A 12518-nucleotide genomic window follows, 5' to 3' on the forward strand; every position below is an offset into this window, starting at 1 on the left:
GGTACGGTCCAGCCCATGGAGACCCAGGCCAGGACGCGCAAGCGCGCGGAGCTCGTGGACCGGCTCATCGAGCTGTTCCTGGAGCGCGGCTTCGCCGACCTGGGCGTCGCCGACCTCGCCAAGCTCCTGCGCTGCTCCAAGACGACCCTGTACGCGGTCGCCGAGAGCAAGGAGCAGATCATCACCGCGGTCGTGCGCGCCTTCTTCCGGCGCGCCACCGACCGCGTCGAGGCGCGTCTCGCCGAGGAGGCCGACCCGCGCCTGCGCATCGAGACCTACCTCCGCGCGATCTCCACCGAGCTGTCGGCCGCCTCGCCCGCCTTCTTCGCCGATCTGACGGCCTTCGCCCCGGCCCGCGAGATCTACCGCCGCAACACCGGCTTCGCCGCGGAACGCGTCCGGCGGCTCGTGCTGGACGCGGCCCCCGGGCAGGACGCGGCCTTCGCCGGCGCCGTCGCGGGCCTGGTCATGGAGGCCATCCACCGCGGCGAGATCAAGGCGAACACCGGTCTCGACGACTCCGCCGCGTACGCGGCCCTCGCCACCCTGCTCGTCGCCCAGACGGGCGCCCCCACCCCCACCCCTTCATGAGGAGCGCGGACATGACCGGTCCCCTGACGGGCCTGCGCGTCGTCGAACTCGCCGGGATCGGCCCCGGCCCGCACGCGGCGATGATCCTCGCCGACCTCGGCGCCGACGTCGTCCGGGTCGAGCGCCCCCAGGGCACGCTCGACCTCACCGGCGGCGGCCCCGACCACCTGCTGCGCGGCCGCCGCTCGGTCGCCGCCGACCTCAAGACCGCGGAAGGGCGCGCCCTCGTGCTGCGCCTGGTCGCCCGCGCCGACGTGCTGGTCGAGGGCTTCCGGCCCGGCGTCGCCGAGCGGCTCGGGATCGGCCCGGAGGACTGCCGCGCGGTCAACCCGCGGCTCGTCTACGGCCGGATGACGGGCTGGGGCCAGGACGGTCCGCTGGCCCAGCGCGCGGGCCACGACATCAACTACCTCAGCCTCACCGGCGCGCTGCACGCGATCGGACGCGCGGGGGAGCGGCCCGTCCCGCCGCTCAACCTCGTCGGCGACTTCGGCGGAGGCTCGATGTTCCTGCTCGTCGGCCTGCTGTCGGCGCTGTGGGAGCGCGAGCGGTCCGGCGCGGGCCAGGTCGTGGACGCCGCGATGGTCGACGGCGCGGGCGTGCTCGCCCAGATGATGTGGGCGATGCTCGGCCAGGGCACCTGGTCGCCGGAGCGCGGCGCGAACCTGCTCGACGGCGCGGCGCCCTTCTACGACACGTACGAGTGCGCGGACGGGCGGTATGTCGCCGTCGGCGCGATCGAGCCGCAGTTCTACCGGGCGCTGCTCGCGGGGCTCGGCCTCGATTCGGCGGAGCTGCCCGACCAGAACGACAGGTCCGCGTGGCCGCTGCTCCGCGAGCGCTTCACCGCGGCGTTCGCGGCCGCGCCGCGCGACCACTGGGCGAAGGTCTTCGCCGACACCGACGCCTGTGTGACGCCCGTCCTGGACTGGGCGGAGGCACCCGAGCACCCGCATCTCACGGCGCGCGAGGCGTTCGTGCGGATCGGCGGGGTGCGCCAGCCCGCGCCCGCGCCGCGCTTCTCCCGGACGGCCCCCGGCACGCCCGCCGCGCCGCCCGTCCAGGGCGCGGACACGGCCGCCGTCCTGGCCGACTGGGACGCCTGAGCGAACACTTGCAACACTTTCCAAAGTATTGCATTGGTGTGATGTACGGCATAGTATTGCAGGCATGACCCCGCCCCCCGCCGTCGATCCGGACTGGCACAGGCTCGCCGCCGGCGTCGTCGTCGACACCGGCCGGACCCTGGCCACCAAGCTCTCGCCGCATCTGTACGGCGAGAGCCCGGCGCGCAGCGGACCGCTCGACGCGTTCCGGCTGGCGCGCCGCACCTTCCTGGCCGGTGAGCGGGTCGACATGGGGGTGCTCGCCGGCGCTCTCGGGGTGGACCGCGCGACGCTGTTCCGCTGGGTCGGCAACCGGGACCAGCTGCTGTCGGAGGTCATCTGGTCGCTCTGCTACGCCAACTGGCGGCAGGCGATCGACGCGGCCACCGGCACCGGCACCGACCGGATCCTGCGGATCTTCCACTTCTTCACCCAGGCCGTCATGGACGCCGAGTACTTCCGGGCCTACCTGGACCGGGAACGTGAACGCGCGCTGCGGCTGCTGTCCACCCGGGCCGGCGTCCAGCACGCGCGGGTGACCGCCCTGTTCCACGGCCTCCTGGAGGTCGAGCAGCAGGTGTCCGGCATCGTGCTCCCGCTGCCCGCCGACGACACCGCCTACCTGATGACGCGGCTCGGCGAGATGTTCATCTACGCCGACCTCATCATCGGCGAGGAGCCGGACGCCACCAAGGCGACCGCCGCCGTCGCCGCGATCCTCGGCGCCGTTCCTTCGGCGCCGCCGAGCACGACGACCCCGCCGGAGGAGCAGTGACGACGCCAGGATCTTCGTGACGCACCGGTGACGCGGCCGCCCGGCCCGTCCCGGAAGAGCACACCCGCCCCTTGAGGCGGGTCCGTCGAGGAGCACGGCCTCCTCGAGTCACCCTCGCACCACGCGACGCGCCGAGCGCGAAGCGGTGAGGGAAGCGGCCTCGCGCGGTGTTGGCGCACCACCCGAGGTCACGAGAACCGATGTCGCCCGCGGACAGCCTTGACCCGGAGCCGCGAAGCGATGTCGCCACCCCCGCACCGGTCAACGGTGCTGCGCATCCGGCCATGCCCTTCGCCCTGCGGGCGTCGGCGGCCGGGAACCTGGAAAGGAATGACAGTGGTCTCGGTCTCGGAGCCTACCACGGCGGCCTCCCGCCGGTCCGTCCGCGCGGCTTTCGCCGCGGCCATCGCGACGTCCCTCGAGTGGTACGACTTCTTCATCTACTCGACGGCCGCCGCGCTGGTCTTCAACGTCACCTTCTTCGAAACCGACAGCGCCGTCGTCTCGGCCCTGAACTCGTTCGCGACCGTCGCGGTCGGGTTCATCGCACGGCCCATCGGCGGCATCCTCGCCGGACAGCTCGGCGACAGGTACGGCCGCAAGCCCGTCCTCGTCGGCGCGGTGCTGCTCATGGCGCTGGCCACCTCCCTCATCGGCTTCGTGCCGAACACCGAGATCGTCTGGCTGGCGCCCGCCCTCCTGGTGCTGCTGCGCGTCTGCCAGGGACTCGCCGTCGGCGCCCAGTGGGGCGGCGCGGTGCTCGTCGCGACCGAGAACGCGCCGCCGCACCTGCGCGGCTTCTTCGGCAGCTTCGCCCAGCTCGGCGTGCCGATCGGCGTGATCCTCGGCAACGTCGCCTTCCTCGCCATGACGGCCTGGACGTCCGCCGCCGACTTCCTCGCCTGGGGCTGGCGCATCCCGTTCTGGATCAGCCTCGTCATGCTGCCCGTCGCGTTCGCCATTCACCGCTTCCTGGAGGAGACGCCGGAGTTCAAGGCCGCCTCGGCGAAGATGGCGCAGACCCCGGCCGTCAAGAAGTCCCCGATCATGCAGGTGCTGCGCGAGCACCCCGGCACCATCCTCACCGCGGCCGGCGCCAACACCATCGGCGTCGTGTTCTTCTACACGATGATCACCGGCTCGGTGCAGTTCGTCACGACCTACCTGGGCGTGGACCGCTCGACCGTCCTCACCTGGATCCTCGTCAGCTGCTGCCTCGCCATCCCGTTCGTTCCGTTCGTCGGGTGGCTTTCGGACAGGTTCGGCCGCAAGCTCATCTTCGGCCTCGGCTCGGTCGCGATGATGGTGTGGGCGGTCCCGATGTGGCTGCTCATCGAGGCGTCCAGCGCGGACCGCGTCTGGCCGTTCGCCATCGCCGTCATCGTCGGCATGCTCGCCGCGGGCTTCCAGACCGGCACCCAGGGCACCCTGTTCGCCGAGCTGTTCCCGCCGGAGATCCGCTTCTCCGGCGCCTCCCTCGGCTACCAGATCTCCGCGATCATCGGCGGCTTCGCGCCGTTCGCCATGGTCGCCCTGATCAACGGCGAGCCCGGCAACGCCTGGCGGGTCGGCGCGGGCCTCGCGGCCCTCGCCGCGCTGGGCCTGGTGTGCCTGTGGGTCATCGTGCGCCGCAACTACCACTCCGACGCGGAGCCCGCCGCCTAGCGCGCGGTCCCGCCCCGCGAGCCCTCCCGGCCCACCCCCCGGGAGGGCTTCCGGCTTTGCCGGACGGGGCTGCGGTGCGCGGGGGCCGGGGGGGGACGGGAGCGCACGGGACGGGAAGGCGGTGCCGTGGGGGAGGGCGCTCTAGGGGTGGGGGCATGGAAAACGGGAGGGGCGCCGAGGACTGGTTCCTCGGGCCCCTCCCGTCATCACCGCACGGGTCAGGCGCGGGGCGGGAGGATCGGCTCGCGCTTCAGTTCGGCGCGGGCGATCGAGCGGAGATGCACCTCGTCGGGGCCGTCGAACAGGCGCATCGCACGGTGCCAGCCGTACATGGCGGCCAGCGGGGTGACGTCGGTGACGCCCGCGCCGCCGTGCACCTGGATGGCCCGGTCGATGACGCGGGTGGCGGCGCGCGGGACGGCGACCTTGGCCATCGAGACGAGGTCGCGGGCCGCCTTGTTGCCCCAGGTGTCGATCACGTGGCTGGCGCGGTGGCACAGCAGGCGGGCCTGCTCGATCTCCAGCCGGGACTCGGCGATCTCGCGCTGCACCATGCCCTGGTCGGCGAGGGGGCCGCCGAACGCGACGCGGCTCTTGGCCCGCTCGGTGAGCAGCGCCAGCGCGCGCTCCGCGGCGCCGAGGGCGCGCATGCAGTGGTGGATGCGGCCGGGCCCGAGGCGGGCCTGCGCGGCGGCGAACCCGCCGCCCTCCTCGCCGATGACGTTCTCGACGGGCACCCGCACGTCGGTGAAGCGGACCTCGGCGTGGCCGTGCTGGTCGTGGTGGCCGAACACCGGGTAGTCGCGGACCACCTCGACGCCGGGGGTGTCGCGCGGCACGAGGATCATGGTCTGCTGGAGGTGCTTGGGCGCCGAAGGGTCGGTCTTGCCCATGACGATGAAGACCTTGCAGCGAGGGTCCATCGCGCCGCTCGTCCACCACTTGCGGCCGTTGACGACATAGTGGTCGTCCTCGCGCTCGATCCGGGTGGCGATGTTGGTGGCGTCGCTGCTGGCGACGTCGGGCTCGGTCATCGCGAAGCCCGAGCGGATCTCCCCGGCGAGCAGGGGCGCGAGCCACTGCCGTTGCTGCTGCTCGGTGCCGAGCAGGTGCAGCAGCTCCATGTTGCCGGTGTCGGGCGCCTGGCAGTTGATCGCCTCGGGCGCGATGTCGACGCTCCAGCCGGAGAGCTCGGCGATGGGCGCGTACTCCAGCTGGGTGAGGCCGGACTCGGCGGGCAGGAAGAGGTTCCACAGCCCTTCGGCCTTGGCGGCCTCCTTGAGCTTCTCCACCACCGGGGGCAGGTCGTGGCCGTCGGGTCCGGCGGCCTTGCGGTGGGCGAGGTACTCCGCCTCGGCGGGCAGGACCTGCTCCCGCATGAACACGACCATCCGGTCGTACAGCTCGCTCGCCCTCGAGGACGGGGCGGGGAGGTCGTAAGCCGACACTGTGTCCTCCTGAACAAACCGATCGATAGATCGGTCTGAACTTAACCCCCGGCGTTCGCCACGTCAACGCGGGGTCCCCTGACGATCTCCAGGGCGAACCCGACGTACTGCCCCGCGACGATCTCCGGCGACGACGGCCCGGTCGGCGACCACCACTGCGGAAGGGCCGTGCACATGGTGACCACGGCACGCGCGGCCTCCTTGGGCAGCGGCGTGGTGAGCAGCCCTCGCCGGCAGCCTTCGGCGACCTCCTCGTCGACCATCCTCTGCATCTCCTGACGGGCTGCGGCGATCCGCGTCCGGTCCGGCTCGTGGAGGCTGCGCATCTCGCTCGCGCCGATGAAGCCCAGCTCGCGGCGGTGGGTGTGGAAGAGCGCGAGGCACTCCACCAGCAGCCGGAACCGCTCCAGGGGGCCGTCGCCCTCGGCGCGGGCGGCCCTGGCCCGGCGCAGCAGGTCGTCCATCGTGAGGTCGAGCAGGGCCACCAGCAGGTGCTGCTTGGTCGGCCAGTGGTGGTAGACCCCGGGCACCGACAGGCCCGCGCGCTGGGCGACGGTCCGGATGCTGGCGCCGTGGTAGCCGAGTTCGACGAACGCCTCAAGGGCTCCGGCGAGGGGGGCGTCGAGTTCGAGGGCGGGGAAGTCGCGCCAGCCCGTCTCGGGGGCGGCCTCGGCGGGTGCGCCGCGCAGGGTGTCGGAATCGGTGCCCAGCAGGGCCGCGACCGCCTCCAGCCGCTCGGGGCTCAGCCGGGTCTGCCCGTTCTCGACCGCGCTCCAGGTGCCGATGCTGACCTCCAGCGCCGCCGCCACCTGCCGCAGGGTGAACCCGGCCGCCTGGCGGACCTCGCGCAGCCGGCGGCCGAGCGCCTGGCGTTCCTCCCGGACTTCGGACACGTTCTCGCGTACCGCCACCAAGCGCTCCTTCACGGACTCTGTGCTCTTGACGCCGCCCGGGGGTGTTGACAACCGGGCATCGGCCGGACAATAGTACCCTCACTGTTCGGACAGAGCGTTCGATCGGTCGGTTTCAGAGTAAGTAACCGGTTTCTTGGAGGGTGCATGACCGCGACCGCCCCACCCGGGGTCGACATCCCCGCGCTGGAGTCCTTCCTGCGCGCGGCCGCCCCGGGCCTCCTCGCCGGCCCCCTGCGCGTCGAGCTGCTGTCGGGCGGGCGGTCCAACCTGACCTACCTGCTCACCGACGGCGCCGGCGGCCGCTGGGTCCTGCGCCGCCCGCCGCTCGGCCACGTACTGGAGACCGCGCACGACATGGGCCGCGAGTACCGCGTCCTGGAGGCCCTGCACCCGACGGACGTGCCGGTCCCGGCCCCCCGGGTGATCGGCGGCCCCGACGTGATCGGCGCGCCCTTCTACGTCATGGACTTCACCGACGGCCTCATCCTGCGCGACCGCGACCAGGTCGAGGCGTTCGGCGGCGCCGCCGCGACGGGCCTGGCCGCGACCCTCATGGAGACCCTCGCCCGGCTGCACCGGCTCGTCCCCGACGAGGTCGGCCTCGGCGCGCTCGGCCGCCCCGAGGGCTACCTCGCCCGGCAGGTCTCCCGCTGGGCCCGCCAGACCGCCGCGTCCCGCAGCCGCGACGTCCCCGGATTCGACAAGCTCGCCGAACGGCTCACGGAACGGCTGCCCGCCCGTCAGGGCGCGGCCATCGTGCACGGCGACTACCGGCTCGACAACGTGGTCGTCGCGCCCGACGGCACGGTCGTCGGCGTCCTCGACTGGGAGATGGCGACGCTCGGCGACCCGTTCACCGACCTCGCCTCGGCCGTCGTCTGGTGGGACGGCATCAGCGGCCTGGACAGCCCGGTCGCGGCGGTGCCCGGCGACGTCCCCGGCTTCCCGACGAGCGACGTCCTGGTCGGCGCCTATGCCAGGCACACCGGCGCCGACCTCGCCGAACTGCCCTGGTACCTCGGCTTCGCCTTCTACAAGATCGCCGCGATCTTCGAGGGCATCCACTACCGGGCCCAGGCGGGCTTCGCCGTCGGGGACGGCTTCGAGCAGATCGGCGCGATGGTCCCCGACCTCGTCGCGCGCGGGCACGACGCCCTGAGCGACTGGTCCTGAACCCGACCCCGCGTCGGCGTTGACGCGGCGAACGAACGAAGAGGTAAGAACATGGACATCAACGGAGCTTCCGCCGTCGTCACCGGTGGCGCCAGCGGCCTCGGCCTGGCCACCGCCCGCGCCCTGATCGGGGCGGGCGCCCGGGTCGTCCTGCTGGACCTGCCCGGCGGACGCGGCGAAGAGGCCGCCGCCGAGCTCGGCGACGCCGCGGTGTTCGTCCCGGCCGACGTCACCGACGAGGACGGCGTGAACGCGGCCTTCGACGCCGCCGAAGCGCTCGGCCCGGTCCGCGTCGTGGTGAACTGCGCCGGTATCGGCACCCCGGCCCGCGTCCTCACCCGCGAGGGCAAGGCCTCCCCGCTGGCCGCCTACCGCAAGATCATCGAAGTGAACCTCATCGGCTCCTTCAACGTGCTGCGCCTGGGCGCCGAGCGCATGCTCAAGGCGGACCCGGCCGGCGAGGAGCGCGGCGTGATCGTCAACACCGCCAGCGCCGCCGCCTACGACGGCCAGGTCGGGCAGGCCGCCTACTCCTCGAGCAAGGGCGGCATCGTCGGCATGACCCTGCCGATCGCGCGCGACCTCGCCCAGCACAGGATCCGCGTCGTCACCATCGCGCCGGGCCTGTTCAACACGCCGCTGCTCGCCTCACTGCCGGAGGAGGCCAAGAAGTCCCTCGGACAGCAGGTCCCGCACCCGAGCCGCCTGGGCGAGCCGGCCGAGTACGGCGCGCTCGTCGCGCACATCGTCGCCAACCCGATGCTGAACGGCGAGGTCATCCGCCTCGACGGCGCCATCCGGATGGCCCCCCGCTAAGGCCCCGCGGCCCACCCACCACCACCCCAGGGGAACGGAGAAAGCCATGTATCCCGGTGTGCACGCGGCCACCGCGCCGGACCGCCCGGCCGTCATCATGTCGGCGACCGGAGAGCGGCTCACCTTCGGCGAGCTCGAGGAGAACTCGCGGCGGCTCGCCGACCGGCTGCGCGCGCGGGGACTGCGGCGCGGTGACGTCGTCGCGCTCCTGTCGGGCAACGACCCGCGCATGTTCGAGGTCTACTGGGCCTGCCAGCGCAGCGGCCTGTACGTCAGCGCGGTGAACAAGCACCTCAAGCCGGACGAACTCGCCTACATCCTGTCCGACAGCGGCGCCCGCGCCCTGATCGTCGGCCCGGGGATGATCGACGCGGTCGGCGACGCGCGCTCGGGCGTCGAGTACGCGGTCGCGATGGACCTGCCGTCGTCTGATTCGGGGGAGTGGCTGGACTACGCGTCCGAGGTGGCGCTGGGCTCGCCGGAGCCCGTCGCCGACCAGCCCCGGGGCGGGGACATGCTCTACTCGTCCGGCACCACGGGCCGTCCGAAGGGGATCCGGCCGCCGCTGCCCGACCGGGACATCAAGGAGCCGGGCGACGCCATGGTCGCGCTGTTCGGCCCGGCCCTCGCGCTCGACTCCGACACGGTCTTCCTGTCGCCCGCGCCGCTGTACCACGCGGCCCCGCTGCGGCTGTGCGGCGCGGTCCAGGCGCTCGGCGGCACCGTCGTCGTCATGGACCGCTTCGACGCCGAGGCCGCCCTCGCGGCCGTCGAGACCTACCAGGTCACGCACGGCCAGTGGGTGCCGACGATGTTCGTCCGGATGCTGAAGCTCCCGGCCGAGATCCGTGCGAAGTACGACATGTCGAGCATGACGCACGCCGTGCACGCCGCCGCCCCCTGCCCGGCCGAGGTCAAGCGCCAGATGTTCGACTGGTGGGGCCCGATCCTGCACGAGTACTACTCCTCCACCGAGGTCTCCGGCACCACCTGGGTGACCCCGCAGGACTGGGAGACCCACCAGGGCTCCGTCGGCAAGCCCATCCTGGGCATCCTGCGCATCTGCGCGGAGGACGGCACCGAACTCCCCCCGGGCGAGATCGGAACGATCTACTTCGAACGCGACGAACGCCCCTTCGAATACCACAACGACCCGGCCAAGACGAAGGCCGCCGAACACCCGTCCCACCCCAACTGGACGACGGTCGGCGACATCGGCTTCGTCGACGAGGACGGCTTCCTCTATCTCACCGACCGCAAGGCCTTCATGATCATCTCCGGCGGCGTGAACATCTACCCCCAGGAGATCGAAGACGTCCTCGTCCTCCACCCCGCCGTCTCCGACGTCGCCGTCATCGGCGTCCCCGACGAAGAGATGGGCGAGAAGGTCCTGGCCATCGTCCAGCCCGCCGAAGGCGTCACCCCCTCGGCCCCCCTGGCCGACGAACTCACCGCCTTCGCCCGCTCCCACCTCGCCGGCTACAAGATCCCCCGCCGCATCGAGTTCACCAACGCCCTCCCCCGCACCCCCACCGGCAAACTGGTGAAGGGCCCCCTCCGCAACCTCTACACCTGAACCCCACCCCCAGCGGCCCCCGCCCTTTCGGCCCGGGGGCCGTTTCCCATACCGAGAAGCCCTTAGATCCCGTCCGGTTCAACGCCGTCGACCAGACCCGGTACAGCCAGCGCTGGTTCGAACCCTTCGGCGCCGAGCGGGTCCCCAACACCGACACGGGCCTCTGGCCCCTCCTCGCCGACAAGGGCTTCGTCGGCGGCACCAGGGACCCGACCGGCCTCACCCACCTCGGCGCCCGCGAATACGACACCGAAACCGGCAGACCCTCCAGCGTCGACCCCGTCTTCGACCTCTCCAACGTCCAATCGTGATCCGGTGGCGGAAGCAACGGATCCACCGCCTGGGGCGCCGCCCGCGCCGCCCGCTCCTCCGGTGGAGAAGAAGTGCGGCACCTGGGACTTCGCGTGCAAGGCGAAGCGGGTCTGGAACAACCACAAGGCCGTCATCGTCTCCACCGCGGTGGGATTGGGCTGCGGCCTGCTGTTCAAAGCCGGCGGCCAGGCCCTGAAGAACATTGGCAAGAAGGTCTTGTCGAAGTCCCCGTCCCGTGCGGGACCGGCGTCCAAGAAGGTCGCCGACGAGGCCGCGGAAGGCCCCAAGTCAGCCCCGACCAAGGCCGACGACGCAGCCGAGGCATCGACCCCGACCAGTTGCAAGGTGAGCAGCTTCGTCCCCGGCACCCGCGTCCAGATGGCCGACGGCACGACCAAGCCCATCGAGAACCTGAAGCCGGGCGACAAGGTCAGGGCCACCGACGAGAAGACGGGCATCACCACCGCCCGCCAAGTCGAGGCCACCATCAAGAGCACCGGCGACAAGGTCCTCGTCACCCTCACCCTCGACACCGACGGCCCCAAGGGCGACAAGACCGCCACGATCACGGCAACCGACGCCCACCCCTTCTGGGTCCCCTCCCTCCACCGCTGGGTCAAGGCCACCGACCTCACCCCCGGCACCTGGCTCTCCACCGGCCCCGGCACCGAAGTCCAACTCACCGCCCTGACCCGGAAGCCCACCCCCGCCACCGTCCACAACCTCACAGTCTCAGCCGACCACACCTACTACGTCCTCGCAGGTACCACGCCGGTCCTCGTCCACAACTGCGGTGGCGAGGTCAGCCAACATGCGGATGAGTGCCTTTGTATGACTGGAGGAGTTCCTAAGGTCCGCAACGGCAAGCTCGCGGGAAAGACGCATGACAGTGGAGTCCCCTTCGACACGTATGGATTTCCCGACTTTTCTCAATGGCGGCATCCTTCCGTGCCGGACGTCCGGATTGTGCTGACTGGGAGTCGATCCAGGGACTTTAGGCTGGCGAATCAGGCTGCTGGGCTCCCCTCGACTCCCGCGGGCTATACCTGGCATCATCATCAGGATGAGGGGCTAATGCAGCTGATTGAGCGAGGAATCCATGCAGCGACCGGACGTACCGGAGGTTTCTGATGGTAGAGCTGTTTGAGGACAGTGACTATTACACGGGACCCCGACTGGACAGTGAGATGGTCCGCCGGGCACAGGAGGAGCTGGGAGTGACCCTACCGAGGGCCTACGTCGACCTGCTGGTCCAGAGGAACGGTGGGGTTCCACGACGCCGTTGCTGTCCAACGCAGTTCTCGACCAGCTGGTCCGATGACCATTTCGAGATATGTGGCATTTTCGGAATCGGCGGTCCGTGGGGAATTGACGGTTCGTCGGGCGGTGGAAGCTCCTACCGGATCGCCGAGTGGGGATATCCGGAAATCGGTGTCGTAATTTGCGATACGCCGTCGGCTGGCCATGACACGGTCATGCTTGACTACTCTCAATGCGGACCCGAAGGGGAGCCTGCGGTAGCCTATGTCGATGAAGATAGAATCCCTCGGCGAGTCGCAGAATCCTTCGAGGAGTTCCTTAATTTGCTTGTGAATTGTGAGGCGCTGGACTTATACTCGGCCGCGGTGGCGGTAGGATTCCGCCCTGGGGTGTCCCTGGAAGAACGAAGAACGGGACGTGGCACTCGCGGTCACGCTGTGCGCGGGACGACGCTTGCGTTCGCTCCCACTGCCGTCAGCGTTGCCGTCAGGCCGGAGTAGCAGTTTTGGGTTTCCTGCAGCTCCCCTGAGCTGGGCAGATGTGGCGCTGTCGTCGGTCTGGCATGATCATTCTGTCGACGGGTTCTCGCTTGGGTCACGGCAAGGTTTTCGCCGTGACCCAAGCGAGAGCTTCCCGGTTGGATGGACAGCTGCGGTTCGGTGACCTTCAAGTCGCTTGCTATCTCCAATAACGGTCTTCGAAGTCGTTCGGGCTCATCATTTCCAAGCTCGAATGTCTTCTCTCGGGTTAAGTCGGCATTCGATCCATGCAAACCTGGCTAGCTCGAGTTTCGCCCTGGCCCCCCATTTCCTGGTGTCTGGGAGTTCGATCTGTATTCTGCCTCAGAATGGCTCCATCATGGCATTGTTGTAGCAGTCGCTG

At 70.7% G+C, this 12518-nt stretch carries 11 protein-coding genes; 9 read left to right on the top strand and 2 right to left on the bottom strand.

Annotated features, from left to right (window positions below; all coding sequences use genetic code 11):
* Nucleotides 1–15: 15 nt before the first annotated feature.
* The 4 genes from EDD29_RS09860 (at nucleotide 16) to EDD29_RS09875 (ending at nucleotide 4137) form a co-directional block, all read left to right on the top strand.
* On the top strand, nucleotides 16–591 hold the full coding sequence (locus EDD29_RS09860) for a TetR/AcrR family transcriptional regulator (protein WP_123664101.1): 576 nt from the start codon (nucleotides 16–18) through the stop codon (nucleotides 589–591).
* Nucleotides 592–602: 11 nt separating this feature from the next.
* Nucleotides 603–1697, top strand: a complete 1095-nt coding sequence (locus EDD29_RS09865) for a CaiB/BaiF CoA transferase family protein (RefSeq protein ID WP_123664102.1) — start codon at nucleotides 603–605, stop codon at nucleotides 1695–1697.
* 64 nt (nucleotides 1698–1761) lie between these two features.
* Nucleotides 1762–2472, top strand: coding sequence for a QsdR family transcriptional regulator (locus tag EDD29_RS09870; RefSeq protein WP_170201339.1), 711 nt, complete (start codon nucleotides 1762–1764; stop codon nucleotides 2470–2472).
* 336 nt (nucleotides 2473–2808) lie between these two features.
* The gene (locus EDD29_RS09875) at nucleotides 2809–4137 is read left to right on the top strand and encodes an MFS transporter (protein WP_211359622.1); all 1329 of its coding nucleotides are present in this window, start codon (nucleotides 2809–2811) and stop codon (nucleotides 4135–4137) included.
* 218 nt (nucleotides 4138–4355) lie between these two features.
* Here EDD29_RS09875 and EDD29_RS09880 read toward each other — a convergent pair whose 3' ends face one another.
* Together EDD29_RS09880 and EDD29_RS09885 are read right to left on the bottom strand one after the other, a co-directional pair.
* Nucleotides 4356–5528, bottom strand: coding sequence for an acyl-CoA dehydrogenase family protein (locus EDD29_RS09880; protein ID WP_123670382.1), 1173 nt, complete (start codon nucleotides 5526–5528; stop codon nucleotides 4356–4358).
* A gap of 98 nt (nucleotides 5529–5626) precedes the next feature.
* The gene (locus EDD29_RS09885; RefSeq protein ID WP_246052662.1) at nucleotides 5627–6496 is read right to left on the bottom strand and encodes a TetR-type transcription factor C-terminal domain-containing protein; all 870 of its coding nucleotides are present in this window, start codon (nucleotides 6494–6496) and stop codon (nucleotides 5627–5629) included.
* A gap of 147 nt (nucleotides 6497–6643) precedes the next feature.
* On the opposite strand from EDD29_RS09885, the gene EDD29_RS09890 reads away from it, so the two are divergent.
* The 5 genes from EDD29_RS09890 (at nucleotide 6644) to EDD29_RS48070 (ending at nucleotide 12136) form a co-directional block, all read left to right on the top strand.
* Nucleotides 6644–7672, top strand: coding sequence for a phosphotransferase family protein (locus tag EDD29_RS09890; RefSeq protein WP_123664104.1), 1029 nt, complete (start codon nucleotides 6644–6646; stop codon nucleotides 7670–7672).
* A 51-nt stretch (nucleotides 7673–7723) separates the two neighbouring features.
* Nucleotides 7724–8488, top strand: a complete 765-nt coding sequence (locus EDD29_RS09895; RefSeq protein ID WP_123664105.1) for a 3-hydroxyacyl-CoA dehydrogenase — start codon at nucleotides 7724–7726, stop codon at nucleotides 8486–8488.
* 46 nt (nucleotides 8489–8534) lie between these two features.
* Nucleotides 8535–10064 (top strand): acyl-CoA synthetase, encoded by a 1530-nt coding sequence (locus tag EDD29_RS09900; RefSeq protein WP_123664106.1) that lies wholly within the window; start codon nucleotides 8535–8537, stop codon nucleotides 10062–10064.
* Nucleotides 10065–10436: 372 nt separating this feature from the next.
* Entirely contained in the window at nucleotides 10437–11507 is a 1071-nt protein-coding gene (locus EDD29_RS09910; RefSeq protein ID WP_211359623.1) for a polymorphic toxin-type HINT domain-containing protein, read from the top strand.
* Nucleotides 11508–11563: 56 nt separating this feature from the next.
* On the top strand, nucleotides 11564–12136 hold the full coding sequence (locus EDD29_RS48070; RefSeq protein ID WP_425455010.1) for an SMI1/KNR4 family protein: 573 nt from the start codon (nucleotides 11564–11566) through the stop codon (nucleotides 12134–12136).
* The last annotated feature ends 382 nt before the right edge of the window (nucleotides 12137–12518 follow it).

The organism is Actinocorallia herbida (assembly GCF_003751225.1).
GTDB lineage: Bacteria > Actinomycetota > Actinomycetes > Streptosporangiales > Streptosporangiaceae > Actinocorallia > Actinocorallia herbida.

Excerpts from the sequence above, each read along its gene's own strand:
- EDD29_RS09860 (WP_123664101.1), top strand. The coding sequence starts at position 16 with ATGGAGACCCAGGCCAGGACGCGCAAGCGCGCGGAGCTCGTGGACCGG.
- EDD29_RS09865 (WP_123664102.1), top strand. The coding sequence starts at position 603 with ATGACCGGTCCCCTGACGGGCCTGCGCGTCGTCGAACTCGCCGGGATC.
- EDD29_RS09870 (WP_170201339.1), top strand. The coding sequence starts at position 1,762 with ATGACCCCGCCCCCCGCCGTCGATCCGGACTGGCACAGGCTCGCCGCC.
- EDD29_RS09880 (WP_123670382.1), bottom strand. The coding sequence starts at position 5,528 with ATGGTCGTGTTCATGCGGGAGCAGGTCCTGCCCGCCGAGGCGGAGTAC.
- EDD29_RS09890 (WP_123664104.1), top strand. The coding sequence starts at position 6,644 with ATGACCGCGACCGCCCCACCCGGGGTCGACATCCCCGCGCTGGAGTCC.
- EDD29_RS09895 (WP_123664105.1), top strand. The coding sequence starts at position 7,724 with ATGGACATCAACGGAGCTTCCGCCGTCGTCACCGGTGGCGCCAGCGGC.
- EDD29_RS09900 (WP_123664106.1), top strand. The coding sequence starts at position 8,535 with ATGTATCCCGGTGTGCACGCGGCCACCGCGCCGGACCGCCCGGCCGTC.
- EDD29_RS48070 (WP_425455010.1), top strand. The coding sequence starts at position 11,564 with ATGGTCCGCCGGGCACAGGAGGAGCTGGGAGTGACCCTACCGAGGGCC.